The 26,218-nt window shown below is 73.1% G+C and carries 21 protein-coding genes and 1 pseudogene; 12 read left to right on the forward strand and 10 right to left on the reverse strand.

The features are described 5' to 3' along the window. Positions 1–66 precede the first annotated feature (66 nt). Complete coding sequence (locus tag ACFYMU_RS04845) at positions 67–678, reverse strand: hypothetical protein (RefSeq protein ID WP_388367815.1); 612 nt, start codon at positions 676–678, stop codon at positions 67–69. A 252-nt stretch (positions 679–930) separates the two neighbouring features. On the opposite strand from ACFYMU_RS04845, the gene ACFYMU_RS04850 reads away from it, so the two are divergent. From ACFYMU_RS04850 to ACFYMU_RS04860, 3 genes are all read left to right on the forward strand, one after another. Continuing rightward, on the forward strand, positions 931–1,761 hold the full coding sequence (locus ACFYMU_RS04850) for a polysaccharide deacetylase family protein (protein WP_388367818.1): 831 nt from the start codon (positions 931–933) through the stop codon (positions 1,759–1,761). 103 nt (positions 1,762–1,864) lie between these two features. Next, positions 1,865–2,605 (forward strand): peptidyl-tRNA hydrolase, encoded by a 741-nt coding sequence (locus tag ACFYMU_RS04855; protein WP_388367821.1) that lies wholly within the window; start codon positions 1,865–1,867, stop codon positions 2,603–2,605. Positions 2,606–2,859: 254 nt separating this feature from the next. Further along, positions 2,860–4,176: a DUF692 domain-containing protein gene (locus ACFYMU_RS04860; RefSeq protein WP_388367823.1), complete on the forward strand. Its 1,317-nt coding sequence runs from the start codon at positions 2,860–2,862 to the stop codon at positions 4,174–4,176. A 128-nt stretch (positions 4,177–4,304) separates the two neighbouring features. On the opposite strand, the gene hemQ is transcribed toward ACFYMU_RS04860, so the two are convergent. Both hemQ and hemG read right to left on the reverse strand, forming a co-directional pair. Further along, the gene (gene hemQ / locus ACFYMU_RS04865) at positions 4,305–5,036 is read right to left on the reverse strand and encodes a hydrogen peroxide-dependent heme synthase (RefSeq protein WP_388367825.1); all 732 of its coding nucleotides are present in this window, start codon (positions 5,034–5,036) and stop codon (positions 4,305–4,307) included. A 4-nt stretch (positions 5,037–5,040) separates the two neighbouring features. Then, entirely contained in the window at positions 5,041–6,498 is a 1,458-nt protein-coding gene (hemG, locus tag ACFYMU_RS04870; RefSeq protein WP_388367829.1) for a protoporphyrinogen oxidase, read from the reverse strand. A 158-nt stretch (positions 6,499–6,656) separates the two neighbouring features. Between hemG and ACFYMU_RS04875 the strand changes: the two are divergent. Together ACFYMU_RS04875 and ACFYMU_RS04880 are read left to right on the forward strand one after the other, a co-directional pair. Then, a pseudogene (locus ACFYMU_RS04875) lies at positions 6,657–7,630 on the forward strand (DUF4349 domain-containing protein). A 27-nt stretch (positions 7,631–7,657) separates the two neighbouring features. Further along, positions 7,658–9,058, forward strand: a complete 1,401-nt coding sequence (locus tag ACFYMU_RS04880; RefSeq protein ID WP_388367832.1) for an FAD-dependent oxidoreductase — start codon at positions 7,658–7,660, stop codon at positions 9,056–9,058. A 53-nt stretch (positions 9,059–9,111) separates the two neighbouring features. On the opposite strand, the gene ACFYMU_RS04885 is transcribed toward ACFYMU_RS04880, so the two are convergent. Continuing rightward, entirely contained in the window at positions 9,112–9,453 is a 342-nt protein-coding gene (locus ACFYMU_RS04885; RefSeq protein ID WP_388367835.1) for a hypothetical protein, read from the reverse strand. A 125-nt stretch (positions 9,454–9,578) separates the two neighbouring features. On the opposite strand from ACFYMU_RS04885, the gene ACFYMU_RS04890 reads away from it, so the two are divergent. Then, a complete protein-coding gene (locus tag ACFYMU_RS04890; RefSeq protein ID WP_388367838.1) occupies positions 9,579–10,397 on the forward strand; it encodes a rhomboid family intramembrane serine protease in 819 nt (272 codons plus the stop codon). Positions 10,398–10,479: 82 nt separating this feature from the next. Here the strand turns inward: ACFYMU_RS04890 and hemE are convergent, their stop codons facing one another. Continuing rightward, on the reverse strand, positions 10,480–11,547 hold the full coding sequence (gene hemE / locus ACFYMU_RS04895; protein ID WP_388367841.1) for a uroporphyrinogen decarboxylase: 1,068 nt from the start codon (positions 11,545–11,547) through the stop codon (positions 10,480–10,482). A gap of 198 nt (positions 11,548–11,745) precedes the next feature. Here hemE and ACFYMU_RS04900 point away from each other — a divergent pair, with 198 nt between their 5' ends. The 5 genes from ACFYMU_RS04900 to ACFYMU_RS04920 all read left to right on the forward strand — a co-directional run bounded on the left by ACFYMU_RS04900 (position 11,746) and on the right by ACFYMU_RS04920 (position 18,528). Further along, a complete protein-coding gene (locus tag ACFYMU_RS04900) occupies positions 11,746–12,414 on the forward strand; it encodes a DUF3000 domain-containing protein (RefSeq protein WP_388367844.1) in 669 nt (222 codons plus the stop codon). Between the two features lie 265 nt (positions 12,415–12,679). Further along, the gene (locus ACFYMU_RS04905) at positions 12,680–13,342 is read left to right on the forward strand and encodes a LuxR C-terminal-related transcriptional regulator (protein ID WP_388367846.1); all 663 of its coding nucleotides are present in this window, start codon (positions 12,680–12,682) and stop codon (positions 13,340–13,342) included. Between the two features lie 268 nt (positions 13,343–13,610). Beyond that, a complete protein-coding gene (locus ACFYMU_RS04910; RefSeq protein WP_388367849.1) occupies positions 13,611–14,879 on the forward strand; it encodes an HRDC domain-containing protein in 1,269 nt (422 codons plus the stop codon). Positions 14,880–15,184: 305 nt separating this feature from the next. Then, positions 15,185–16,402 carry a thiolase family protein gene (locus tag ACFYMU_RS04915; protein WP_388367853.1) on the forward strand — a complete coding sequence of 406 codons (1,218 nt, stop codon included), beginning with the start codon at positions 15,185–15,187 and terminating at the stop codon, positions 16,400–16,402. Then, positions 16,399–18,528 (forward strand): 3-hydroxyacyl-CoA dehydrogenase NAD-binding domain-containing protein, encoded by a 2,130-nt coding sequence (locus ACFYMU_RS04920; RefSeq protein ID WP_388367855.1) that lies wholly within the window; start codon positions 16,399–16,401, stop codon positions 18,526–18,528. Before ACFYMU_RS04915 ends, ACFYMU_RS04920 begins: the two co-directional genes overlap by 4 nt. Positions 18,529–18,617: 89 nt before the next feature. Here the strand turns inward: ACFYMU_RS04920 and ACFYMU_RS04925 are convergent, their stop codons facing one another. After that, complete coding sequence (locus ACFYMU_RS04925) at positions 18,618–19,631, reverse strand: hypothetical protein (protein ID WP_388367858.1); 1,014 nt, start codon at positions 19,629–19,631, stop codon at positions 18,618–18,620. 65 nt (positions 19,632–19,696) lie between these two features. Here ACFYMU_RS04925 and ACFYMU_RS04930 point away from each other — a divergent pair, with 65 nt between their 5' ends. Continuing rightward, positions 19,697–20,068: an NTP pyrophosphohydrolase gene (locus tag ACFYMU_RS04930; protein WP_388367860.1), complete on the forward strand. Its 372-nt coding sequence runs from the start codon at positions 19,697–19,699 to the stop codon at positions 20,066–20,068. 75 nt (positions 20,069–20,143) lie between these two features. Here the strand turns inward: ACFYMU_RS04930 and ACFYMU_RS04935 are convergent, their stop codons facing one another. From ACFYMU_RS04935 to ACFYMU_RS04950, 4 genes are all read right to left on the reverse strand, one after another. After that, entirely contained in the window at positions 20,144–21,667 is a 1,524-nt protein-coding gene (locus tag ACFYMU_RS04935) for an amino acid permease (RefSeq protein WP_388367863.1), read from the reverse strand. A 149-nt stretch (positions 21,668–21,816) separates the two neighbouring features. After that, a complete protein-coding gene (gene dxs, locus ACFYMU_RS04940; RefSeq protein WP_388367865.1) occupies positions 21,817–23,739 on the reverse strand; it encodes a 1-deoxy-D-xylulose-5-phosphate synthase in 1,923 nt (640 codons plus the stop codon). A 384-nt stretch (positions 23,740–24,123) separates the two neighbouring features. Then, positions 24,124–25,419 (reverse strand): sugar ABC transporter permease, encoded by a 1,296-nt coding sequence (locus ACFYMU_RS04945; protein WP_388367868.1) that lies wholly within the window; start codon positions 25,417–25,419, stop codon positions 24,124–24,126. Further along, positions 25,416–26,207, reverse strand: coding sequence for an ATP-binding cassette domain-containing protein (locus ACFYMU_RS04950; RefSeq protein ID WP_388367870.1), 792 nt, complete (start codon positions 26,205–26,207; stop codon positions 25,416–25,418). The genes ACFYMU_RS04945 and ACFYMU_RS04950 overlap by 4 nt, the downstream gene beginning before the upstream one ends. Positions 26,208–26,218: the final 11 nt, after the last annotated feature.

Consider the following 26,218-nt stretch of genomic DNA (forward strand, 5'->3'; position numbering starts at 1 on the left):
CGGCGCGCGGGCCCGGCGGTGGGACTCGGGGCCCGGCGGCGGGACGCGGGCCCGGCGGCCGACGGCTCACCGCAGCCAGCGTCTGCCCCGGACGAACGGCAGCCGGGCCCAGGCCCGCCCCAGGCCCCAGGTGTCGCCGGAACAGGTCAGGGCCAGGGCGATGAGGGCCAGGGCGTAGACCGCGTGGTAGTCGACGACCGGGTTGGTCGACATGCTCGGCGCCCCGCCGGAGGTGTGCCGCGCCGGTGGCCACTCGGCCATCCACATGAGGGCCAGCATCACGGCGCCCGCGACGGCCGCGGGCAGCAGCGCCACTCCCGCGACGAAGGCCACGCCGACGGCGACCAGCCCGAGCATGAACAGCCAGTCGGCCCAGGCGGCCCCGGCCCAGGCATGGAACGTGGACTCCAAGGGGCCCACCTCGACCCGGCCGAGATAGCCCTTGGTGGGGGACCCGCCCCTGATCCAGGCCCTCTCGGCGGGGGTGGCGTACCCCCAGCCGAAGGTCTTGTCGGCGAAGGCCCACAGGAAGACGAAGCCGAGTGCGAGCCGCAGCAGTGCCAGGGCCCGGCTCCCGGCCGGAGTCATCACGGCACCCTGCGCGGCGGTGGTGACGACCGCCCCGCGGCCGGGCTCCCCCGTACCCTCCGCCGGCGTCCTCGGATCCTCTGCGGTCATGGGCGGGATCTCCTCTCCGCCGGTGCTGGCACCGGCACGCGAACGGACCCCGTCACCATTGGGTACCGGGGCGGACCGGTACGCCACCCGGAGACCCGTGTCCGGGACGGTCGGGCGACCGGACCGGAGCGTGGCACCAGGGCGGGCGGCGTCCGTCCCGGGCTCGGCCGGGCGGGTGACTTCCCGGCCGTTCCCCTCCGGCACCCATGGGGGCGGGAGACCGATCGGATCTTCTTTGGTTACGTTCACCCGGTGATCACACATGTACGACGTACGGCCGCCGTGTGCGTCCTCGGCGCGGCACTCACCGCCTGCGGGGCGTCCGGCACCCCGCAGCACACCGCGCCGCCGTCCGCGGCGTCCCCGGCGGCCGTCCCCAGGACGGCCACGCTCGCGCCCGGACCCGGTGGGCTGACGCCCGTGTTCACGAACGCGCCGCGACGCGACAAGGCGGTCGCCCTCACCTTCGACGCGGACATGACGGCGGACCAGGGCCCCCGCGCGGCGGCCGGGGAGCACTTCGACAACCCCGGGCTGATCGGCGCGCTGCGGTCGCTGAAGGTACCGGCGACGGTGTTCATGACGGGACGGTGGGCCGAGCAGTACCCCGACGAGGCCCGGGCGATCGCGGCGGACCCGCTCTTCGAGGTCGGCAACCACTCCTACAGCCACTACTCCTTCACCACGAGCTGCTACGGGCTCCCGGTCCTGCCGCGGCAGCGGATGCGCTCGGACGTGGAGCGCGCCTTCACGGCCCTGCGCGCCGCGGGCGTGACCCGCCCGATGCCGTACTTCCGCTTCCCCGGCGGCTGCTACGACGACCAGGCGCTGCGGACGATCGGTGCGCTCGGTGTCACCGCGGTGCAGTGGGACGTGGTCGGCGGGGACGCGTTCGCGACGCAGGCGGACGCCGTCGTGCGACAGGTGCTGGACGGAGTTCGGCCCGGATCCGTGGTCGTCCTGCACTGCACGCGCAGCGCCGCCCCGGTGACCGAGGACGTGGTCCGCGCGCTCGTGCCCGAACTGCGCGGGCGGGGCTACCGCTTCGTCAAGGTCTCCACGCTCATCGAGGCCTCCGGGTGACCGCGGCGCCCGCGCCGGACGGCGGACGGCGGCGCCCGCGCCCGGACGGCGGACGGCGGCGCCCGCGCCCGGACCCGATCTTGCGCCTGGCAGACTGGGCCCGGTGAGCAGTGACCGCACCCCGGCCGCCCCGACGGCCTCCTCCCAGGACGGCTCCGCCGGCGCGGAGCGCAGCGCGCGCGAGGCGGCACCGCAGTTCGTGCTGCCGCTCGTCGTGCGCATCGAGCGCGCCGCTCCCCCGGGGCGCACGGACGCGCTGGAGACCGCGGCGCGCGCCGTGCTCGTGATCCTGGGCGACGAGCGCTCGCTGGGTGCGGGCGAGTGGGCCCGGGCGATGCGGGACTGGCAGGACGCGCGGATCCGCAAGGTGGTGCGCCGGGCCCGCGGCGCGGAGTGGCGGCGCGCCGCCGCGCTGCCGGGCATCACCGTCACGGGCGAGACGGCGGAGGTGCGCGTCTTCCCGCCCGTCCCGCTGGACGGCTGGCCGAAGGACCTGGCCCGGCTGCAGGTGTCGGGCACGGACCTGGACGACCCGGAACCACCGGCCGAGGCCGGCCCCGAGGACCCCGTGCTGTGGCTGAACCCGGACCTGGAGATGTCGGCGGGCAAGGCGATGGCCCAGGCCGGCCACGGCGCCCAACTCGCCTGGTGGGCCCTGCCCGACGAGGAGCGCGCGTCCTGGCGCGACGCGGGCTTCCCCCTCGCCGTCCGCACCGCCGCCCCCGGGCGGTGGCGCGGACTCATCGGCTCGGGGCTGCCGTTGGTGACGGACGCGGGGTTCACCGAGATCGCTCCCGGCAGTTGCACGGTGGTGGCGGACCACCCGGCCCTCCGCCGGGCCTGACGGGCACCACGCGCGCCCGCGGCGCACGTCGTCGCCCACCGGCGCCCCGCGGGCGCCCTCGCGGCGGCGGGAAACGCGAAGGCAACCTCAAATGTTGCTCTGAACGTCCCCGCAGAGGGGTTCGGCGCGGGCGACCGGGGCCATGACTCGGTCACACCGGCAGCGGCAGCCCGTCGACGGGGACGTCGGGCCACCGCGGTGCGGCCGAGGGCCACGCCGCCCGTCCCGGTGGATCAGTGGTGGAGGAGGGGACGATGAAACGGCTGGGAACGGGCATCGGATGGCGGCCCGAGATCGCCGACGCCGTGGAGCGCATGCCGGGCATCGACTGGGTCGAGACCGTGGCCGAGAACGTGTGCGCCGGGCACCTGCCCGAGTCGCTGCGGCGCCTGCGCGAGCGCGGTGTCACGGTCGTCCCGCACGGGGTCTCCCTCGGCCTCGGCGGCGCCGACCACCCCGACGAGGCGCGACTGGCCGCCCTCGCGGAGCGGGCCGAGGCGCTGGGTTCGCCGCTGGTCACCGAGCACATCGCGTTCGTACGGGCGGGCGGTCCGCTGACCGCGTCGCCGTCGATGGAGGCCGGGCACCTGCTTCCCGTCCCGCGCACCCGCGACGCGCTGGACGTCCTGTGCGCGAACATACGCATCGCCCAGGACGCACTCCCCGTGCCGCTCGCCGTGGAGAACATCGCGGCGCTGATCTCCTGGCCGGGCGAGGAGATGACGGAGGGGCAGTTCCTGTACGAGCTGGCCGACCGCACCGGCGTACGGCTGCTGATCGATGTCGCGAACCTCCACACCAACCACGTCAACCGGGGCGAGGACCCGGCCAGGGCGCTGGACGAGCTGCCCGTCGAGGCCATCGCGTACGTCCATGTCGCGGGCGGTGTCGAACGCGACGGCGTCTGGCACGACAGCCACGCCCACCCCGTGCCCCCGCCGGTCCTCGACATCCTGGCCGACCTCGCCTCCCGCGCCACGCCGCCGGGTGTGCTCCTGGAGCGCGACGACAACTTCCCCGAAGCAGCCGAACTGGAACGGGAGTTGGCCGCCATCCGGGAGACGGTGGGCACGGCGGTGGTGACGCCGCGACGGCGGCCTGCCGCGCCGGGGACGGCGGACGGCGCGTCGGCCCGGGCCGCGGGCGGCGACACCGGCCCCGCCCGGCAGCGGATCGCGCTGGCCCAGGCCGCACTGCTGTCCTCCCTCGTCGCCGGCACGCCCGGGCCCGAGGGGTTCGACCGGGTGCGGCTCGGGGTGCAGGCGCGGGCCCTCGCCGCCAAGCGGGCCGGCGTGGTGGCGAAGGTCGCCCCGGAGCTGCCCGGGATTCTCGGGGAGGCGTACCGGGCCGCCTTCCTCGCGTACGCCCAGGGCCACCCGATGAACGGCGGCTACCGCCGCGACGCCCTCGACTTCGCCGAGCACCTGCTGCTCGCCGGGCGGCCCGAGGACGCGGAGGCGCGGCGCCGGCTGCGTAGCTGGTGGCTGGACCGCTCGGGCCCGACCCCGCCGTCCCGGCACCCCGTGGCCCGGCTGGCCCGGGCCACCCGCCGGGCCCTGCTGCGGCGCTGAGCGGACCGCCGCTCCGCAGCGGCACGGGGTGCCGCGAGCCGGAGGCACGGTGCGTCCGCGCCGGACGGGCGGGGTGGCTCAGGACAGGCCCGGGCACAGGACGGTGCCCGGGCCCCGGGGGTGCGTGGTCAGGCGAGCCCGGCGACGAGGTCCGCGACGGACTTGCGGCGGCCCGTGAAGAACGGGATCTCCTCACGGACGTGCCGGCGTGCCTCCGCACCGCGCAGATGACGCATGAGGTCGACGATGCGGTGCAGTTCGTCGGCCTCGAACGCCAGCAGCCACTCGTAGTCGCCGAGGGAGAACGAGGCGACCGTGTTGGCCCGCACGTCCGGGTAGCCGCGGGCCATCTTGCCGTGGTCGGCGAGCATGCGGCGGCGGTCCTCCTCCGGCAGCAGGTACCAGTCGTACGACCGCACGAACGGGTAGACGCTGACGTAGTTGCGCGGCGTCTCGTCGGCGAGGAACGCCGGGATGTGCGAGCGGTTGAACTCGGCGGGGCGGTGCAGTGCCATGTTCGACCAGACCGGCGTCAGCGCGCGGCCCAGCTTCGTACGACGGAAGAGGTTGTACGCCTCCTGCAGCTGGTCGCTGCTCTCCGCGTGCCACCAGATCATGAGGTCGGCGTCGGCGCGCAGGCCGGACACGTCGTACGTGCCGCGAACGGTCACGTCCTTCGCGGCGAGCTGGTCGAACAGCTCCTGGACCTCGTCCGCGTAACCGGCGCGGTCCTCGGGCAGCACGTCCTTCAGCTGGAAGACGGACCACAGGGTGTAGCGGATGACCTCGTTGAGGTCCTTGGCCAGCTTGCCCTTGTTGGGGATCCTGCCGGACTCGGTGGTGGGGGCGTCGTCACTCATGCGCCTATTCTCCTGCTCCGCCGTGAAGGCTCTGCACCGGGTGGGCGGTGAGCTCCTGCACTCCGCCCAGGTCGCCGTCGAGCCGGTCCACGGCGGCGTTCGCGCTCGCGATGCAGGCGGGGATGCCGACCCCGTCGTAGGCCGCGCCGCACACGACGAGTCCCGAGAGCCCGGCGATGTGCTCGCGGATGCGGGCCACGCGCGCGTGGTGGCCGACCGGGTACTGCGGCAGGCCGTCGTGCCAGCGGGTCACGCGGGTTTCCAGCGGGGTGGCGTCCAGGCCGGTCGCCTCGCGCAGGTCGCTGCGCGAGACGGCCACGAGGTCGGCGTCCTCGTGCTCCAGGATCTCCGTCTCGCCGTAGCGGCCGAGGGACGTCCGCAGCACGACCACGTTCGGGTCCTCGTCGGCGAGCCAGCCCCACTTCTGGGAGGCGAAGGTCGACGCCTTGATCGTGTGCCCGTCGACCGGTGGCACGAGGAAGCCGCTGCCCTGCGGCAGGGTGACGTCGGCGCGGTCGTAGGCCAGGCTGACGAGGGCCATGGAGGCGTACTCGACGGCGCGCAGTTCCGCGGCGGCCCCGGGCGACACGGTGCTCAGCAGGCGGGCGGCCTCGGGAGCGGGAACCGCGAGGACCACCGCGTCCGCCCGCAGCGAGTCCTTCCCGACCAGCACCTCCCAGCCGTCGGGGGTGCGGTCGAGCCGGTCCGCCGTGGTCTTGAGCTGGATGTCGCCGCCCCGTGCCGCCACCGACTCGGCGACGGCGAGCGGCAGCAGGCCGACGCCGCCCTCGATGCCCATGAACACCGGACCCGTCTGCGGGGCCGCGGCCGCCTTCTCCTGCATCTCGCGGACCGCTTCGGTCAGCGAGTCGTGGGTGCGGGCCGCCTGGAAGAGCTGCGGTACCGCCGAGCGCATCGAGATGCGGTACGCGTCACCCGCGTACACCCCGCCCAGCAGGGGCTCCACCAGGCGGTCGACGACCTCGCGGCCGAGGCGCTCCGCCACGTACTCCCCCACCGCCACGTCGTCGCCGACCTCCGTGCGCGGCAGCTCGCTCTCCCGCTCGATGCGGCGCACTCCCTCCTCGGACAGCACGCCGGCCAGGGCGGACGCGGAACCGGGGACGCCCATGACGTGGCCCTTGGGCATGGGGCGCAGCGCGCCGCGGGTCCAGAGGGAGGCGGCGGCCGTGGCCGGCGCCTGGAGGCTGTCCGCGAGGCCCACCTCGCGGGCGAGCGCCACCGCCTCGGGCCGCCGCGCCAGCATCGACTCGGCGCCGAGATCGACCCGCACGCCCGCGATCTCGCCCGGCAGCAGCTTCCCGCCGACCCGGTCCGACGCCTCCAGCACCGTCACGCGCGCACCGCGCTCCAGCAGCCGGTGGGCGGCGGTCAGGCCCGCGATCCCGCCTCCTACGACGACGACATGCCGCGCTCCCGCGCGGTGTTCCGTAGCGCTCATGCCCCCAGCCTCTCAGAACCGATCGGCCCTTCCACATGGGCCAGGTGTCCCTGCCGAGTCCCGACCGTGACCCCATTGGGACCGGATCCGGCCAACGTTCCGCCCGGACCGGGCGTCGAAGGAACGTCCGTCACGACGACCCTCGGGGGTAGGACCGCATGCACATTCCTCCACGTTCCGTACGACCGGTCAGGATGCTGGCCGCGACGCTGCTCGCCGCCGCGCTGGCGGTCGCGGGCTGCAGCGCCGGCGGCGCCGACGACAAGAGCGCCGCCGGTGGTGGCGAGGCCAAGGCCGCCGCGCCGGACGGCCGGCGGCAGGGTGCCGCCGACAGCCCCGCGGACGGCGCCGCCCGGGCGCGCACCGCGGCGCCCCGGCCGCCCGCGAGCGACATCATCCGTACGGCGTCCCTGACCGTGCGGGTGAAGGACGTGCCCACGGCGCTCGACGAGGCGCGGACGATCGTCGAGACGCCGGCGGGTTCGTCGGCAGCGAGAGCACCAGCCGCGACGCCGAGGGCCATGAGCGCACCCGGCTCGTCCTGCGGGTGCCCACCGCGAAGTACGACGAGGTGCTCACCGGGCTGCAGGGCTCGGGCAGGCTCGTCGACCGCACCGCCAGGGCCGAGGACGTCACCGGCCAGGTCGTCGACGTGGGCAGCCGCATCGCGTCGCAGCGTGCCAGTGTGGCGCGGGTGCGCGAGCTCATGGACAGGGCGACGAAACTCAGTGACGTGGTCGCGCTGGAAGGGGAGTTGAGCTCGCGTGAGGCCGATCTCGAGGCGCTGCTGGCCCAGCAGGCGTCCCTGAAGGACCGCACCAGCCTGGCCACCGTCACGCTCTCGCTGTCGCAGACGCCGGTGAAGAAGGCCTCGGAGGACGACCGGCCGGGCTTCCTGGACGCGCTGGCCGGTGGCTGGAGCGTCTTCGTGACGGTGTTGCGGTGGATCGCCCTCGCGATCGGCGCGACCCTCCCGTTCGCGGTGGTCGCGGTCCTGCTGGCGCTGGTGTGGGTGCGGTGGGTGCGCCCCAGGCTGCCGCGCCGCCCGGCGCCCGCGCCCGGCCCGTTTCCGGTGGCCGGTGCGGAACCCGGGACCGTCCAGCGGCGGGAGGAGCAGGGTGGGCGGCCCTGAAGTGACCCGTCCCCGTAGCGTGTCCGTATGAGCATGAGCCGTACGAGCCGTCCGCGGGAGCGCCTGGTCGTCATCGGCGGCGACGCGGCGGGCATGTCCGCCGCGTCGCAGGCGCGCCGCCTCAAGGGCCCCGACGCGCTGGAGATCGTGGCGTTCGAACGCGGTCACTTCTCGTCCTTCTCGGCGTGCGGCATCCCGTACTGGGTGGGCGGTGACGTCGCCACGCGGGACGAACTGATCGCCCGGACGCCCGAGGAGCACCGGGCGCGCGGCATCGACCTGCGGATGCGCACCGAGGTCGTGGAGATCGACGTCGCGGGGCGGCGGGTGCGCGCGCGGGACGTCGATGCCGGGGCCGAGGCGTGGACGGAGTACGACAAGCTTGTGATCGCGACGGGCGCCCGGCCGATCCGCCCCGACCTGCCCGGCGCCGACGCACCGGGGGTGCACGGGGTGCAGACCCTGGACGACGGTCAGGCGCTGCTGGACACGCTGGCCGCCACGCGGGTGCGCCGCGCGGTGGTCGTCGGCGCCGGCTACATCGGTGTGGAGATGGCCGAGGCGCTGATCAAACGCGGCTACGAGGTCACCGTCGTCAACCGCGGCAGCGAACCCATGGCCACGCTCGACCCGGACATGGGCCGGCTCGTGCACCGCGCCATGGAGGGCCTCGGCATCACCATGGTGAACGACGCGGAGGTCACCGAGATCCTCACCGGGGACGACGGGCGGGTCCGTGCGGTCGGCACCCGGGCCGCCGAGTACCCGGCGGACGTGGTCGTCCTCGGCATCGGCGTACGCCCGGAGACGGCGCTCGCGAAGGCGGCGGGGCTGCCGCTCGGCGAGCACGGCGGGCTGCTCACCGACCTCGCGATGCGGGTGCGCGGTCATGAGGACATCTGGGCGGGCGGCGACTGCGTGGAGGTCCTCGACCTGGTCTCCGGGCGCGAGCGGCACATCGCCCTGGGCACGCACGCCAACAAGCACGGTCAGGTCATCGGCACCAACGCGGGCGGCGGCTACGCCACGTTCCCCGGCGTCGTCGGCACGGCCGTCAGCAAGGTCTGCGACCTGGAGATCGCCCGCACCGGCCTGCGGGAGAAGGACGCGCGAAGGGCGGGACTTGAGTACGAGACGGTCACCATCGAGTCGACCAGCCGCGCGGGCTACTACCCCGACGCGGCGCGCATGACGGTGAAGATGCTCGCCGAGCGCGGCACGGGGCGACTGCTGGGCGTTCAGATCGTCGGCCGGGAGGGCGCGGCCAAGCGCGTCGACATCGCGGCGGTCGCGTTGACCGCGCGGATGACGGTCGAGGGGATGACGGCCCTGGACCTCGGCTACGCACCGCCGTTCTCACCGGTGTGGGACCCGGTTCTGGTGGCGGCGCGGAAGGCGGCCGCGGCGGTGCGGAAGAACCCCGGGTGACCGGGGCGCCCCGTGAGGGCGCGACGTCGCGACGTCACGGGGCACGGACCCGGTCAGGCCGTCTCGTGCTGACCGCCCCCGTTGATGCGCTCGATCGCCTGCCGGGCCTGCTCGGCCGGCGGCCGGGCGGGCAGCGACGACACGGAGGCGCTGGACGTCATGGCGGCCGGCTGCGGCTGGGCCCCGGCCGGCTTGGCGTGGGCGGCCGGCCGCGTGGAGCGCAAGCGGTGGCTGACGGCCTCGTCGAGGGTCACGGGACGCTGCATCTGGGCAGCGAGCCGCCCGGCCTCCTGACCGAGCCGGGCGATGTCCTCCCAGGGCAGATGGATCACCAGGGCGACCTCGGCCTCGCCGTCGGGCAGAGCGTGGATCGGAGGAGTAACTCGGTCGTTCATCGCCTGTTCCTCACGTCGGCCCCGCGACACGCCTTCCCCGCACCGCGGGCGGTTGAGGAGACATACGGCCGCGCGCGCCGCCGCGTTCACCGATTCGCCGGGCCCGTCCAGGGCACTACTTCCTTGTGGTCATCCCCGTCCGAGACGTGAACCCGGTGCGCCGTACGCCCTATGTGACGTACGCGCTGATCGCGGCCAACTTCGTCGTCTTCCTGCTCACCCCGGGCATAGCGGGTTCGGTGGCGGGCCAGGGCGACCTGTCGCAGCTGTGCCACCTGCAGGCGTTCCTGGAGCACTACGCGGCGGTGCCGAGGGAGTTGATCCACGACCAGCTGCCGCGGCTCGTCCCCACGGGCGAGACCGGCGTCGGCCCGCACGGCGCCGGCTGTGTGGTGGCGCCGCCGGACTACCACAAGTCACCACCGGTGTCGGTCTTCACGGCGATGTTCCTGCACGGCGGCTGGCTGCACCTGCTGGGCAACATGCTGTTCCTGCTGATCTTCGGCAACAACGTCGAGGACCGCCTGGGTCACGTCCGCTTCACGCTGTTCTACCTCGTCTGCGGATACGCGGCGGCGTACGGCTTCGCGTTCGCCAACGCCACCTCGGGCGACCCGCTGATCGGCGCGTCGGGCGCCATCGCGGGCGTGCTGGGCGCCTATCTGGTCCTCTACCCCAGGGCCAGGGTCTGGGTCCTGGTGCCGTTCCTGATCTTCCTGCCGCTGCGGCTGCCCGCGTGGATGGTGCTCGGCTCCTGGTTCGTGCTGCAGGCGGTCTACTCGTCCGGGGGCGGTGTCTCCTCGGCCGGGACCGTGGCCTACGCGGCCCACGTCGTCGGCTTCGTGGTGGGCATGGCCCTGGCCTGGCCGCTGCGCCCCGGCACCCCGCCGCCGCCCGAGCCGCGCGGCCTGCTGTGGGGCAGGCAGGCGCGGCCCGGCTGGTGAACCGGCCGGCGGGGTGCGTGGGGCGGGCGGCCACGCCCGTGAACCGGCCGGCGGGATGCGCGCGGCGGGTGCGGCGGGCGGGTCAGCGCGCGGTCTGCGCGTGGACGTGCTCGACGAGACGGGTGAGGGCGTCGGGGTCGGTCGACGGCAGCACACCGTGGCCGAGGTTGAAGACATGGCCTTCCAGACCGGCGGCGGCGTCGAGCACCTCGCGCGTCTTGGCCTCGACGGCCTCCGTCGGGGCGAAGAGGACCGCCGGGTCGAGGTTGCCCTGCAGGGCCTTGCCGGGGCCGACCCGGCGGGCCGCCTCGTCCAGCGGGACGCGCCAGTCGACGCCGACGACGTCCGCGCCGGCCTCGCCCATCAGGCCGAGCAGTTCGCCGGTGCCGACGCCGAAGTGGATGCGGGGGACCCCGTACCCCTCGACCGCGCGGAAGACCTTGGCCGACGCGGGCAGCACCGAGCGGCGGTAGTCGGCGGGGGCGAGGGCGCCGGCCCACGAGTCGAAGAGCTGGATCGCGGAGGCGCCCGCCTCGATCTGCACCTTCAGGAAGGCGGCGGTGATGTCGGCGAGCCGGTCCACGAGGTCCGCCCACAGCCGCGGGTCGCCGTGCATGAGCGCCTTGGTGTGCTCGTACGTCCGCGAGGGGCCGCCCTCGATGAGGTAGCTCGCCAGCGTGAAGGGCGCGCCCGCGAAACCGATCAGCGGCGTGGCGCCCAGCTCGGCGGTGAGCAGCCGAACGGCGTCCGTGACGTAGGAGACGTCCTCGGGGGTGAGGTCGCGCAGCCGGTCGAGGTCGGCGCGGGAGCGGATCGGCTGGGCGACCACCGGGCCGACGCCGGGCTTGATGTCGAGATCGAGGCCGATGGCCTTGAGGGGGACGACGATGTCGCTGAAGTAGATCGCGGCGTCCACGCCGTGCCGGCGCACCGGCTGGAGGGTGATCTCGGTGACCAGCTCGGGCCGCATGCAGGACTCCAGCATGGGGATGCCCTCGCGCACCTTGCGGTACTCGGGCAGGGAGCGCCCGGCCTGCCGCATGAACCACACCGGCGTGTGCGGCACCGGCTCGCGCCGGCACGCCCTGAGGAAGGCGGAGTCGTACGTCGCTGTGGGCTGGCCCGTCGCGGGGCGGTCGTTGACACTCACGTCAGAAAGTCTCGCACGCCACGCGGGCGACGGATGCCGGGGGCGGCGGGCCCCGGAGGGGCCGGGGAACCGCCCGGCGGCCCGGTGGTGGCTCCGGCGGCCGAGCCCGCGACGGCTTCCCGCCGTTCCCGGCCAACCGCCCCGGGCAACGGGTGTCTCTCCCTGCGAACGCGCAGTCCTGCCCTTACTCTTCCCCGCATGGCTGCGGCTCAGGGACGACTGACGGACGGCGCTGACGGAACGGACGACGCGAAGGAGGGTGACCGGAACGGGATGGACACGGCTCCGCTGCCCTTCCGCGCCGCGGTCGACGCGCTGAGGGCCGCGCGGCTGCGGCAGGAGATCCAGGTCGAGCCGACGCGCCCGCCGCAGCGCCTCGCCCCGTTCACGTACGCACTGGAGGCGTCGGTGATCGAGGGCGACGACGACCTGGCCGACGGCCGTCTCGTCCTCCTGCACGAGCCGGCGGGGCACGAGGCGTGGCAGGGCTCCTTCCGCCTGGTGACGCTGGTGCGCGCGGAACTCGAACCGGAGATGGCCGCGGACCCCCTGCTGCCCGATGTGTGCTGGTCGTGGCTGACCGGGGCGCTCCAGTCCCGCGGGCTGGCGTACGGCGAGCCCAGCGGCACCGTCACGCGCGCGAGCTCCCACTACTTCGGCGGGCTCGCCGCGCGCCCGGCCGCCTCGCAGATCGAGATCCGCGCCTCCTGGACGCCCCGGGAGGGCATCGGCGGCGTCCCGGACACGGCCGCCCACCTGGCGTCCTGGTGCGATCTGCTGTCCCAGGTGGCGGGCCTGCCCCCGGCGGGCCCGGGCGACGCCTCGGTGGTGACGCTGCCGCAGCGACGGGGGCCGCAGTCCCGCTGACGCCCCGCGTCAACCCACAGGCGACGATCCTTGCCATCTCTTTGTCGATACGGCCACTTTCCGCTTCCCATCGATAAAGGAGCGAACCGAATCGGTCTCAGTCGATCGCTCGCCCGTCCGAATTGCACGGATTGTTACTCACCAAATCGTGATCATTCTCTAAAGGAGCACGCGTTTGGTGCCGAAGACGACTGTGACCTTGAAAGCACGGTTCGTCCCGGCTTCATCCCCAGAGCCGGCCCCGTCCCGCACCCCAGGAGGCCTGGTGTCCGTTCTCCTCGAGCAGCCCGCAAGCCTGGTCGCCTACCGCCCGAACAAGCCGACCGCCATGGTGGTCGTGGCCGACCCCCGGGTCCGTTCCACCGTCACCCGCCACCTGTGGGCGCTCGGAGTGCGCGACGTCATCGAGGCGTCGTCCATCGCGGAGGCCCGTCCTCGCATCGGCAACCCGCGCGACATCTGCGTCGCCGACGTCCACCTCCCCGACGGCTCGGGGCTCACCCTCCTGTCGGAGACCCGAGCCGCGGGCTGGCCCAACGGGCTCGCCCTGTCCGCCGCCGACGACATCGGCGCCGTCCGCAATGCCCTCGCGGGCGGCGTCAAGGGCTACGTCGTGACCGGCACCCGCACCAACCTCGGGCTCCCCAACCGCCCCGGTGCCGCCCCCATCGGCGCCGCCGCCGCCCGCATGCACCGCCGCCCCCCGGGTGCCCCGAGCCACCCGGGCGGGTACCGCGAGCTGTCCGGCCGCGAGGTGGAGGTGCTGCGCCTGGTCGCGGAGGGCCAGTCCAACAAGGCGATCGGCGTCTCCATGGGCCTGTCCGCGCTGACCGTCAAGAGCCATCTCGCCCGCATCGCCCGCAAGCTCGGCACGGGCGACCGCGCCGGAATGGTGGCCGTGGCCCTGCGCACCGGCATCATCCACTGACCCGCCCCCGCCCCCGCCGCACGCCCCGGCCCGCGTCCGCATCGAACCGCCGCCGACCCGAGTCCAGGACGTCTCCCCGCACCTCGCTCCGCTCCTCCCCCGCCGCCCGTCCTTCCCGCCCCCGTCGTCCCCTGCGTCTCGCAGGTCACGTCGACCCCTGCAGCCCCTCGTCAACACGCCCGGCACATGACCGGTTTACGACCCTCCGGCACCCGCCGACGGAACGTTCCGTCGGCGGGTGCGGTCCATACACGGATACCCTTGACAGGTGACCGACGCCCAAGAGACCGCAGCAGAGATCCCACTGCGAGCCACCGGAGGCGCCCCTCCGGACGATGTCGAAGCGGCGCCGATCCCCTTGCTCGAGCCGCGGGACGGCGTTCCCCCCGTGATCGCCGACCATGCCTCGCTGACCCAGGTGATCACCGCCTTCGCCGCCGGCACCGGCCCCGTCGCCGTGGACGCCGAACGCGCGTCCGGGTACCGATACGGCCAGCGCGCCTATCTGGTGCAGCTGCGCCGCGAGGGCGCGGGCACGGCGCTGATCGACCCCACGGCCTGCCCCGATCTGTCCGGCCTCGGCAGGGCGATCTCGGGTGCGGAGTGGGTGCTGCACGCCGCCACCCAGGACCTGCCCTGTCTGCGCGAGATAGGCATGGTGCCGACGCTGCTGTTCGACAGCGAGCTGGCCGGCCGCCTGGCCGGGTTCCCGCGCGTGGGGCTGGGCGCGATGGTGGAGAACGTACTGGGCTTCGTCCTGGAGAAGGGGCACTCGGCCGTCGACTGGTCGTCGCGCCCCCTGCCCGAACCGTGGCTGCGTTATGCCGCCCTCGACGTGGAACTGCTCGTCGACCTGCGGGACGCCCTGGAGAAGGAGCTGGACCGGCAGGGCAAGCTGGAGTGGGCCCAGCAGGAGTTCGAGGCGATCGCCGGTGCGCCGCCGCCGGAGCCGCGCAAGGACCCCTGGCGCCGCACGTCGGGCATGCACAAGGTGCGCCGCCGTCGGCAGATGGCCGTCGTCCGGGAGATGTGGCAGACCCGCGACCTGATCGCGCAGCGCCGGGACGTCTCGCCGGGCAAGGTGCTCGGGGACAGCGCGATCGTCGAGGCCGCGCTGGCCCTGCCGCCGAACGTGCACGCCCTGGCCTCGGTGAACGGCTTCGGGCACCGCATGAGCCGCCGGCAGCTGGAGCAGTGGCAGACCGCGATCGACCGTGCGAGGGAACTGCCCGACGCGGCGCTGCCGCAGCCCGGCCAGACGGTGACCGGACCCCCTCCGCCGCGTGCGTGGGCCGACAAGGACCCGGCCGCCGCGGCGCGGCTGTCCGCCGCCCGCGCCGGGGTCTCGGCACTGGCCGAGCAGGTCAACATGCCGCAGGAGAATCTGATCGCTCCGGACACCGTGCGGCGCGTGTGCTGGGAGCCGCCGAAGCCGGCCGACCCCGACACGGTGACCGCCGCGCTGCTCGGCCACGGCGCCCGGCAGTGGCAGATCGAGCTGGTCACCCCGGTCCTGGTGGCGGCGCTGTCCGGGTAGGGCTGACGGCGGGTGCGCCCCCGAGGGGGCGCACCACCGCGCCTCCCCCGGCAGCGGGCCGGCCACAAGCGGAGCGGCGGCGTCGAGATCGCGTCAGGTTCCGCCGCGCGACCGGGGCCGTCCGCGAGGGGGCGACGTGCGGGGCCGCGGTGGCAGGGACGCCGTCCGGTGCGCAGACCGGAGATGTGACCTTCACCGCTTGGGCCCTCTGGACTGGGCAGCCTGGTTACTCATTAGTAGCATGGGGCTGAGCACGCGCTCAGCGCGTGGCAGCTGTGCCATCCCGCACCTGGAGGAGAGCCATCGTGCCTCGTACCGTCAGGGACGTCGTCTTCGTCGACGGCGTCCGCACCCCGTTCGGCAAGGCGGGCCCGAAGGGCATCTACCACGAGACCCGCGCCGACGACCTCGTCGTGAAGGCCATCCGGGAGCTGCTGCGCCGCAACCCGGGTCTCGACCCGCAGAAGATCGACGAGGTCGCCATCGCGGCGACCACCCAGATCGGTGACCAGGGCCTGACCATCGGGCGCACCGCGGGCATCCTCGCGGGCCTGCCCAAGTCCGTGCCGGGCTACGCGATCGACCGCATGTGCGCGGGCGCGCTGACGGCCGTGACGACCACGGCCGGTTCCATCGCGTTCGGCGCGTACGACGCCGTCATCGCCGGTGGTGTGGAGCACATGGGCCGCCACCCGATGGGTGAGTCCGTCGACCCGAACCCGCGGTTCGTCAGCGAGAAGCTGGTCGACGAGTCCGCCCTGTTCATGGGCATGACCGCGGAGAACCTGCACGACCGCTTCCCGCAGCTGACCAAGCGGCGCGCCGACGAGTACGCCGTGCGCTCGCAGGAGAAGGCCGCCAAGGCGTACGCCAACGGCAAGATCCAGCAGGACCTGGTGCCGATCTCCGTGCGCCGCACCAGCCCCGAGGCCGGCGAGACCGGCTGGGGCCTGGTCACCGCGGACGAGCCGATGCGCCCGGGCACGACCCTGGAGAACCTGACCGGCCTGAAGACGCCGTTCCGCGTCCACGGCCGGGTCACGGCGGGCAACGCGGCCGGTCTCAACGACGGTGCCACCGCCTCGATCATCGCCTCCGAGGACTTCGCGCGGGAGAACGGCCTGCCGGTCAGGATGCGCCTGGTCTCCTACGCCTTCGTGGGCGTCGAGCCCGAGGTCATGGGCTACGGCCCGATCCCGGCGACGGAGAAGGCCCTCGCCAAGGCGGGCCTGTCCATCTCCGACATCGGCCTGTTCGAGATCAACGAGGCGTTCGCCGTCCAGGTCCTGGCCTTCCTCGACCACTACGGCATCGCCGACGACGACGAGCGCGTCAACCAGTACGGCGGCGCCATCGCCTTCGGTCACCCGCTCGCCTCCTCCGGTGTCCGCCTGATGACCCAGCTGGCCCGCCAGTTCGAGGAGCAGCCGCAGGTCCGCTACGGCCTGACCACCATGTGCGTCGGCTTCGGCATGGGCGCGACGGTCATCTGGGAGAACCCGCACTTCGAGGGGGACAAGTGAGCACCACCGCTGAGCTGTTGAAGGGCGCGGCCGAGCTGTTCCCGGACGAGGTCGTCACCCAGGCGCATGTACGCCACTTCGACCTGCCGCTCGGGGCCGGGCGATTCGCGCTGATCACCCTGGACAACGGTCTCGACCACACCAAGCCGACCACCTTCGGCCCGCAGTCGCTCGCGAACCTCAACACCGCGATCGACCAGGTCGAGAAGGAGGCCGCGGCCGGCGAGATCGTCGGTGCCGGCATCACCGGCAAGCCGTTCATCTTCGCGGTCGGCGCCGATCTCAAGGGCGTCGAACTGCTGAAGCGGCACGAGGACGCGCTGGCCATCGGCAAGGGCGGCCACGAGGTCTTCAAGCGGCTGTCGGCCCTCGCGGTCCCGACGTTCGCGTACTACAACGGCGCGGCGATGGGCGGCGGCGTCGAGGTCGGCCTGCACTGCACGTACCGCACGGTCTCGCAGGCGCTCCCGGCCTTCTCGCTCCCCGAGGTGTTCCTGGGCCTCGTCCCCGGCTGGGGCGGCTGCACCCTGCTGCCGAACCTCATCGGCGCGGACAAGGCCGTCTCGGTCGTCATCGAGAACTCGCTCAACCAGAACAAGCAGCTCAAGGGCCGGCAGGTGTACGAGCTGGGCATCGCCGACGCCCTCTTCGAGGGCGCCGACTTCCTCGAGCAGTCGCTGCTGTGGACCGCGCAGGTCCTCAAGGGCGACATCGAGGTCGAGCGCCCGGTGATCGACCGCGGCGAGGCGTGGGACCAGGCCGTCGAGCGCGGCCGCCTCATCGCCGACGGCAAGGTGCACGGTGCGGCCCCGGCCGCGTACCGCGCGCTGGACATCATCGCCGCGGCGAAGAACGGCGACCTGCAGCAGGGCTACGACGCCGAGGACCAGGCCCTCGCCGACCTGATCATGGGCGGCGAGCTGCGGGCCGGCATCTACGCGTTCAACCTCGTGCAGAAGCGCGGCAAGCGCCCGGCGGGCGCCCCGGACAAGAACCTGGCCCGCCCCGTGACCAAGGTCGGTGTCGTCGGCGCCGGCCTGATGGCCTCTCAGCTGGCGCTGCTCTTCCTGCGCCGCCTGGAGGTCCCGGTCGTCCTCACGGACATCGACCAGGAGCGCGTCGACAAGGGCGTGGGCTACGTCCACGCCGAGATCGACAAGCTGCTCGGCAAGGGCCGTATCGACCAGGACAAGGCCAACCGCCTCAAGGCGCTGGTCTCGGGCGTGCTGGACAAGGCCGAGGGCTTCTCCGACGCGGACTTCGTCATCGAGGCCGTGTTCGAGGAGATGGGGGTCAAGCAGCAGGTGTTCGCCGAGGTCGAGGCGGTCGCCCCGGCGCACGCGATCCTGGCGACCAACACCTCCTCCCTCTCGGTGACGGAGATGGCGTCGAAGCTGAAGAACCCCGAGCGGGTCGTCGGCTTCCACTTCTTCAACCCGGTCGCGGTGCTGCCGCTGCTGGAGATCGTCCGCGGCGAGCGGACCGACGACGCGTCGCTGGCCACGGCGTTCGCCGTCGCCAAGAAGCTGAAGAAGACGGCGGTCCTGGTGAAGGACGCCCCGGCGTTCGTCGTCAACCGCATCCTCACCCGCTTCATGGGCGAGATCCAGAACGTCATCGACGAGGGCACCCCGGTCGAGGTCGCCGAGAAGGCCGTCGAGCCCCTCGGTCTGCCGATGTCCCCGCTGGTGCTGCTGGAGCTGGTCGGTCCGGCGATCGGCCTGCACGTGTCGCAGACGCTGCACGGCGCCTTCCCGGACCGCTTCACGGTCTCCCCGAACCTCAAGGCGGTCGTCGAGGCGGGCAAGCGCGGCTTCTACGTCTACGACAGCGGCAAGCCGGAACTGGACCCGGAGGTCGCCGCGCTGCTGAAGCAGGGCGACACCGTCCTCACCGAGGAGCAGGTCCGCGCCCGGGTGCTGGACGCGGTGGCCCAGGAGATCGGCCTGATGCTCGACGAGGGCGTCGTCGCCGAGGCCCAGGACGTCGACCTCTGCCTGATCACGGGCGCCGGCTGGCCCTTCCACCTGGGCGGCATCACGCCGTACCTGGACCGCGAGGGCGTCTCCGAGCGCGTGACCGGCAAGAGGTTCCTGGCGCCGGGCCTGGCGTCGGTTCCCGCGTAGGCAGCGCACGCAAGGAGCGGAGCCCCCGCCGTGGCGGGGGCTCCGTGCTGTGCGGGTCCCGACGGAGCCGGCCTCGGCCCGGCGCGCCCTCAGACGGTCTGCCAGGCGGCCAACGCCAGTCCCGGCTCGTCCTTCTGACGGGCCAGGCGGAGTACGCCGTCCTGGGTCAGCGACGCCGCCACGACGCGCCCCTCGGCGTCCTCGGCCACCGCCACCCGGGCGCCCGTCGGCAGGTGCGGGCCCGAATCGGTCCACCAGGCGCCGGACGACTCCTGTTCGGTGGGGTAGGCGGCGAAGGCGACGCGTCCGCCGGCCGAGCGCTGGGCGAGCAGCGTGCAGTCGTGGCCGTCGAGTGTGCAGCGCACGGCGGAGACCGGGCCGGGACCGGCGGCGGGGAGCAGGGCGACCGGCTTGCCGCCGGGGCGCCATGCGCACAGGTCGCCCGATCCGTCGGTGTAGAAGAGGGTGGTGCGCTCCGGGGACGTGGCGAGCGCGCACAGCGTGCCCGGGCGTACGTGCACCTCCATCTCCTCGTCCAGGACCGGCCGGGCCCCCGGTTCCCCCTGCCGCCAGTGCAGGATGCCGTCGGACGCGGCCGCGTACAGCTCCACGCGCCCGGACTCCCCCGTCACGGCCGCCAGGTCCTCGTGGAGGTCCTTGCCCTTCAGATCACGCCACGGGTCCCAGCCGCCCTTCTCCTTCTGGGCGACCATGCTCACCCCGCCGCCCTTGTTGCGCACGAAGACGTGGGCGCGCCCCTCGGCGTCGACCGCGACGGCCGGCGTGCCGGTGCGGTCGCCCTTCTTGTTGGGGTGACCGACGGGGAGCCAGTCCAGCGCCGCCAGATGGGGGCGGAAGTGCGTGGAGTGCACCAGGCCGGACTCGCCCGGCACCGTGGGCCGCCAGGACACCAGGTGGGCGTAGCCGTCCGCGCCCCGGCCGACGGCCGGCCCGGGGTGCAGCCTCTGCTCGCCGCCCACGCGGCGAGGGGCGTCCCAGGGGCCGCCGGGGTGCTGCTCGGCCCGGCAGAGGACGGCCCCGTCCGAGGGGATGTAGACACTGAGCCGGCCGTCACAGCCGCGCATGAACCATTCACCGTTCACCGGATCACTGTAAGCGTCACGGACCGCGCGCCGAGCTGCCGCCCGGCTCGTGCCACCCTTGCCCCATGGACGAGGACACGCCCCTGCTCACGATCGTCGACGCGGCCAACGTCGTCGGATCGGTGCCCGACGGATGGTGGCGGGACAGGAAGGGGGCCGCGGAGCGGCTGCGGGACCGGCTGGCGGCGGACGGCGTCCCCGGCCGCCGGGACCCCGTGGAGATCGTCCTCGTGGTGGAGGGCGCTGCCCGCGGTGTGGCCTCCGTGCCGGGGGTCCGGGTGGAGACGGCGCCCGGCAGCGGGGACGACCGCATCGTCGAGCTGGTCGCCGCGGCCGGCCACCGCCTCTGTCTGGTCGTCACGGCCGACCGCGAGCTGCGGCGCAGGGTGACGGAGCTGGGCGCACAGGTCGCCGGGCCGCGCGCGGTGCGCGGCTGAGCGGCTGAGCGGCTGAGCGGCTGAGCAGCCACCGCCCGCGCCCGGCTCGCGCCGGGGTCGCGCGTGCGGCGGCCGTCACGGCGCCCGGCCGCCCGGCGGGCCCGCCGCCTCGCCCGCCCGGGGCTCCTCGCTGCGGCCCAGCAGGCTGTGCGGGCGCCCGTAGAGGAAGTACACGGCGAAGCCGATGACCAGCCACACCACGAATCGCAGCCAGGTCTCGGCGGGCAGGTTCAGCATCAGCCACAGCGAGGCGCACACCGACAGCACCGGCACCACGGGCACGAACGGGGTGCGGAAGGCGCGGTGCAGGTCGGGGCGGGTACGGCGGAGGATGATCACGCCGATCGCGACGACGACGAACGCGAAGAGCGTGCCGATGTTGACCAGTTCGGCGAGTTCGCTGAGGCTGGTGAAGCCGGCGACGACGGCGATGACCGTGCCGAGCAGGACGGTCGGCCGGTGCGGGGTCCTGAAGCGCGGGTGGACGCGGGAGAAGAAGCGGGGCAGCAGCCCGTCCCGGCTCATCGCGAAGAAGACCCGGGACTGGCCGAGCAGCAGGATCATGCAGACGACCGTGAGGCCCACGGCGGCGCCGAAGCTGATCACACCCGCGTACCAGGGGTGCCCGACGGCCTTGAACGCGTCGGCGAGCGGGGCGTCCACGGTCAGCTTGCTGTAGTGCTCCATGCCGGTGAGGACGACGGACACCGCCACGTACAGCGCCGTGCAGACGAAGAGGGAGCCCAGGATGCCGCGCGGCATGTCGCGCTGCGGATTCCTGGTCTCCTCGGCCGTCGTGGCCACGATGTCGAAGCCGATGAAGGCGAAGAAGACGACGGACGCGGCCGTGAAGACGCCCATCACACCGAAGTTGGCCGGCGCCCAGCCGGCCATCAGCTGGATCAGCGGCGCCTTGAGCGTGCCGCCCGCCTCCACCGCCTGGGCCTTCGGCACGAACGGCCGGTAGTTGGCGCCCGTGACGAAGAAGGCGCCCGCGACGATCACGATCAGCACCACGGTCACCTTGACGGCGACGACGACCGCGGTGAGCCGGGCGGAGAGTTTCATGCCGACGACGAGGATCGCGGTCAGCACCAGGACCAGCCCGGCGGCGAGGACGTCGAAGCCGAAACCGGTGGCCCCGTCCCGGCCGCCGAGCGACGCGGGCAGGTGCCAGCCCACGTTGTCCAGCAGCGACCGGATGTAGCCGGACCAGCCGACGGCGACCACCGCCGTGCCCAGCGCGAACTCGAGGACCAGGTCCCAGCCGATGATCCAGGCCGGCAGCTCGCCGAGCGTGGCGTACGAGAACGTGTACGCGGAGCCCGCGACCGGGACCGTCGAGGCGAACTCCGCGTAGCAGAGCGCGGCCAGCGCGCAGACGACGGCGGCCACGACGAAGGCGAGGGAGACGGCGGGGCCCGCGTTCTCCTTGGCGACCTTGCCGGTCAGGACGAAGATGCCGGTGCCGATGATGACGCCGACGCCGAACACGGTCAGGTCCAGCGCCGACAGCGTCTTCCTGAGCGCGTGCTCGGGTTCCTCGGCGTCCAGGATCGACTGTTCGATCTTCTTCGTCCTGAAGAGGGTGCTGCCCACGGCCTGCCTCCCACGTTCGTCGTCCCCGACATGATCGGAAGGGGGTGTGGACCGTGTGCCCCGCCATGGGCGGATTCACGCGAGCGGGCCGGTTCCGCCACCGCAATGGATGGCGGAACCGGCCCGGGAAGACCTGTCCGTCGGCCGCGTCAGTCGCGGGCGGGCTCCACCGAGTCCACCGCCGTACGGTCGAACCGGCCGTCGAGCTTCGCGACGAGTCCGGTGACCTGGCGGGCGATGTCCGGCGCGGTCAGGCCGATCTCCGCCAGGACCTCCTTGCGGGAGGCGTGGTCGAGGAAGCGCGGCGGGATGCCGAAGTCGCGCAGCGGGACGTCGACGCCCGCGTCGCGCAGTGCCTGCGCGACCGCCGAACCGACCCCTCCCACGCGGGAGTTGTCCTCGACCGTGACGACCACGCGGTGCCGCTCGGCGAGCGGGGCGAGCGCCTCGTCGACGGGCTTGACCCAGCGCGGGTCGACGACGGTGGTGGAGATGCCCTGCTTGTCGAGGAGATCGGCGATCTCCAGGCACATGGGCGCGAGCGCGCCGACCGACACCAGCAGCACGTCCGGTACGGGGGCATCGGCCTTGCGCAGGACGTCCATGCGGCCGACCGTGCCGACCGCGGGGACGGCCGGTCCGACGACGCCCTTGGAGTAGCGCAGCACGGTGGGCGCGTCGTCGACGTCGACGGCCTCGCGCAGCTGGGCGCGCAGCTGCTCGGCGTCGCGCGGGGCGGCGATCCTGAGGCCCGGCACGACCTGCAGCATCGACATGTCCCACATGCCGTTGTGGGAGGCGCCGTCGTCGCCCGTGACGCCGGCCCGGTCCAGCACGAAGGTCACCCCGCACCGGTGCAGGGCGACGTCCATGAGCACCTGGTCGAAGGCGCGGTTGAGGAAGGTGGCGTACACCGCGAAGACCGGGTGCAGTCCGCCGGTGGCGAGGCCGGCCGCGGAGACCGCGCCGTGCTGCTCGGCGATGCCGACGTCGTAGGTGCGGTTCGGGAAGGCGTCCGCGAACTTCTTCAGCCCCACCGGGTGGAGCATCGCCGCGGTGATGGCGACGATGTCCTCGCGCTCCCGGCCGAGCTTGACCATCTCGTCGGCGAAGACGGAGGTCCAGCTGGCGGCGGCTGCCTTGATGGGCAGGCCGGTGTCGGGGTGGATCACGCCGACGGCGTGGAAGCGGTCGGCCTCGTCCTCGACGGCGGGCTTGTAGCCGCGGCCCTTCTCCGTGAGGCAGTGCACGATGACCGGGCCGCCGAACCGCTTGGCGCGGGCGAGGGCCGACTCCAGGGCCTCGATGTCGTGGCCGTCGATGGGACCGACGTACTTGAGGCCCAGGTCCTCGAACATGCCCTGCGGGGCGATGAAGTCCTTCAGGCCCTTCTTGGCGCCGTGCAGGGTCTCGTAGAGGGGCTTGCCGACGACGGGCGTGCGCTCCAGCACCTCCCTGGTGCGGGCCAGGAACTTCTCGTAGCCGTCGGTGGTGCGCAGGGTGGCCAGGTGGTTGGCGAGACCGCCGATCGTCGGGGAGTACGAGCGCTCGTTGTCATTGACGACGATGACCAGCGGGCGGTCCTTGGCGTCCGCGATGTTGTTGAGCGCCTCCCACGCCATGCCGCCGGTGAGGGCGCCGTCGCCGATGACGGCGACGACGTGGCTGTCGCGCTTGAGCACCTGGTTGGCCTTGGCCAGACCGTCGGCCCAGCCGAGGACCGTCGAGGCGTGCGAGTTCTCGATGATGTCGTGCTCGGACTCGGCGCGCGACGGGTAGCCGGACAGACCGCCCTTGCTGCGCAGCTTCGAGAAGTCCTGGCGGCCGGTGAGGAGCTTGTGGACGTACGCCTGGTGGCCGGTGTCGAAGAGGACCTTGTCCCGGGGCGAGTCGAAGACACGGTGCAGGGCGATGGTGAGCTCGACCACGCCGAGGTTGGGGCCGAGGTGGCCGCCGGTCTTGGAGACCGCGTCCACGAGGAAGGTCCGGATCTCCTCTGCCAGCCGGTCAAGCTGCTCCAGGCTGAGCCGGTCCAGATCGCGCGGTCCCCTGATGCGGGTCAGCAGCGGCACCCGTGCCTCCTTGCAGTAGGGCTGTGTCGAGCTTTTGCCGGGCCCGTCGAGTCTAATGTTCCGTCCCCACCGATCATGGACGGCCCTCGCCTTCGGGGCGACACTTTCGGCCGCGGACGAACCCGTGCCCGGCACCTTCGTCGGTGCCGGGCACGGCTCGGACGGACGCGGCCGCGCCGCGGCGTTCCCCACTCCGGTCCGCGGCGGGAGCCGACTCCCGCCGCGGGCCCGGTCCGCACGCGGCCGACGCACGAGGCGCGGCCCGGACCCGCGGCCGCCTGGCCGTGGATCCGGGCCGCGCCGCTCCCCGTGGGGGACTCCCGCGCGGGCCCGACGGCCTGCGGGCACCCGCGCCCTCCCCCGCACGCGCCCGGCAGCGGAGCGTTACGCGCGGCCGGCCGTCTTCTGCGTCTTGCGGGTGATGGCGTCGATGACCACGGTCGCCAGCAGAACACCACCGGTGATCATGTACTGCACCGGCGAGGCGATGCCCTCCAGGGCGAGGCCGTACTGGATCGACACGATGACCAGCACGCCCAGCAGCGCGTTCCAGGTGCGCCCACGGCCACCGAACAGGCTGGTGCCGCCGATGACCGCCGCCGCGATGGCGTTCATCAGCAGGTCGCCGCCGCCCGCGCCCTGGTTGGCGGACGCGATCTTCGAGGCGATGAAGAGACCGCCGACCGCGGCGAAGGTGCCGGAGATCGCGAAGACCGAGATCCGCACCGTCTCCACGTTGATACCGGCACGCCGCGACGCCTCCACGCTGCCGCCCAGCGCGAAGATCTTCCGCCCGTACGGAGTGCGGCGGAGCACGAAGTCGGTGATCAGCAGGATGCCGATGAAGACCACCACGGCCAGCGGCAGACCCTTGTACTGGTTGTAGACCGCCGCGACGGCGAAGGCGACGATCGCGAGCAGCACGGTGCGCAGGATGGTTTCGCTCAGCGGCCGGGACGGCACACCGGCGGCCTCGCGGCGCCTGTTGCCGAGGAAGGAGCTGACGAAGTACAGCACGGTCACCGCGACGGCCAGCCCGTAGGCGGCGGCCACGTCGGAGAAGTAGTAGCTGGTCAGCTTGGCCACCAGGCCGTCGCTGTTCAGGTTGATCGTGCCGTTGTCGCCCAGGATCTTGAGCATGAAGCCGTTCCAGAACAGCAGACCGGCCAGGGTGACCGCGAACGCCGGCACGCCGATCTTCGCGAAGAAGAAGCCGTGGATCGCGCCCGCGGCCGTGCCCGTGAGGATGGCCAGCACGAAGGCCATCCACTCGGTCATGCCGTGGGTGATGTTCAGGACGGCGAAGGTGGCACCCGCGACACCGGAGACCGAGCCGACCGACAGGTCGATCTCGCCGAGCAGCAGCACGAAGACGATACCGACGGCGATCATGCCCGTGCCGACCATGGCGACGGAGATGTCGGAGAGGTTGCCCGCGGTGAGGAAGTTGGAGTTCAGGCTCTGGAAGATGATCCAGATGACGGCCAGACCGATGACGACCGGGATCGACCCCAGGTCACCGGCCTTCATCTTGCGCTTGAACTCGGTGAGGTAGCCCGCGAAGCCCCGCTCGCGCACCAGCAGCCGCGGGTCGACGGCGACGTCGGCGCCGCTGGCCGCCTCCGGGTTCTCCACGATGTGCTTCTCGGGGGGCGTGGAGGTCTTGTCGATGCTGCTCACTTCTTGATCTCCCCATTGCTGCGCGCCGCACGACGGGTCACGGCGTTGTCCGTGGCGCCGGTGATGGCGGAGATGATCTCTTCCTGGGAGGTCGACTTGACCTCGAAGACGCCGTTGTTGCGTCCCAGACGCAGCACCGCCACCTGGTCGGCGACGGCCTTCACGTCGGCCATGTTGTGGCTGATGAGGATCACGGCGTGACCGCGTTCGCGCAGCCGCTCGACCAGGTCGAGGACCTGGGCGGTCTGCTCCACGCCGAGCGCCGCGGTGGGCTCGTCGAGGATGACCAGCTTGGGCTCGCCGAGCATGGAACGGGCGATGGCCACGGTCTGGCGCTGACCGCCGGAGAGCGAGGCGATCGGGATGCGGACGCTCGGGATGCGGATCGACAGCGTCTGGAGCAGCTCGCGGGAGCGGCGTTCCATCTCCACCTCGTCCAGGACACCGCGCTTGCGGATCTCACGGCCCAGGAAGAGGTTGCCGACCACGTCGATGTTGTCGCACAGCGCGAGGTCCTGGTAGACCGTCGCGATACCCAGGTGCTGGGCGTCGTTCGGCTTGCCGATCTGTACGGGCCTGCCCTCCCACTCGATGACGCCCTCATCGATGGGATGCACGCCGGCGATCGTCTTGACCAGCGTGGACTTTCCGGCGCCGTTGTCGCCCACGAGGGCGACCACCTCACCGGCGTGGACCTCAAGCTCTACGTCGGTGAGCGCCTGGACGGCACCGAAACGCTTGGAGACCCCGCGCAACGCCAGCACGGGCGTAGCGGACACGTGAACCATCTCCTTCGCCG

Origin of the sequence: Streptomyces sp. NPDC007264, assembly GCF_042869095.1 — a bacterium.
Lineage (GTDB): Bacteria > Actinomycetota > Actinomycetes > Streptomycetales > Streptomycetaceae > Streptomyces.

What these genes read in the sequence shown, in the direction of transcription:
- ACFYMU_RS04845 (WP_388367815.1), bottom strand. Translation starts at nt 678, where the DNA reads ATGACCGCAGAGGATCCGAGGACGCCGGCGGAGGGTACGGGGGAGCCC.
- ACFYMU_RS04860 (WP_388367823.1), top strand. Translation starts at nt 2,860, where the DNA reads ATGAAACGGCTGGGAACGGGCATCGGATGGCGGCCCGAGATCGCCGAC.
- hemQ (WP_388367825.1), bottom strand. Translation starts at nt 5,036, where the DNA reads ATGAGTGACGACGCCCCCACCACCGAGTCCGGCAGGATCCCCAACAAG.
- hemG (WP_388367829.1), bottom strand. Translation starts at nt 6,498, where the DNA reads ATGAGCGCTACGGAACACCGCGCGGGAGCGCGGCATGTCGTCGTCGTA.
- ACFYMU_RS04880 (WP_388367832.1), top strand. Translation starts at nt 7,658, where the DNA reads ATGAGCATGAGCCGTACGAGCCGTCCGCGGGAGCGCCTGGTCGTCATC.
- ACFYMU_RS04885 (WP_388367835.1), bottom strand. Translation starts at nt 9,453, where the DNA reads ATGAACGACCGAGTTACTCCTCCGATCCACGCTCTGCCCGACGGCGAG.
- ACFYMU_RS04900 (WP_388367844.1), top strand. Translation starts at nt 11,746, where the DNA reads ATGGCTGCGGCTCAGGGACGACTGACGGACGGCGCTGACGGAACGGAC.
- ACFYMU_RS04930 (WP_388367860.1), top strand. Translation starts at nt 19,697, where the DNA reads ATGGACGAGGACACGCCCCTGCTCACGATCGTCGACGCGGCCAACGTC.
- ACFYMU_RS04950 (WP_388367870.1), bottom strand. Translation starts at nt 26,207, where the DNA reads ATGGTTCACGTGTCCGCTACGCCCGTGCTGGCGTTGCGCGGGGTCTCC.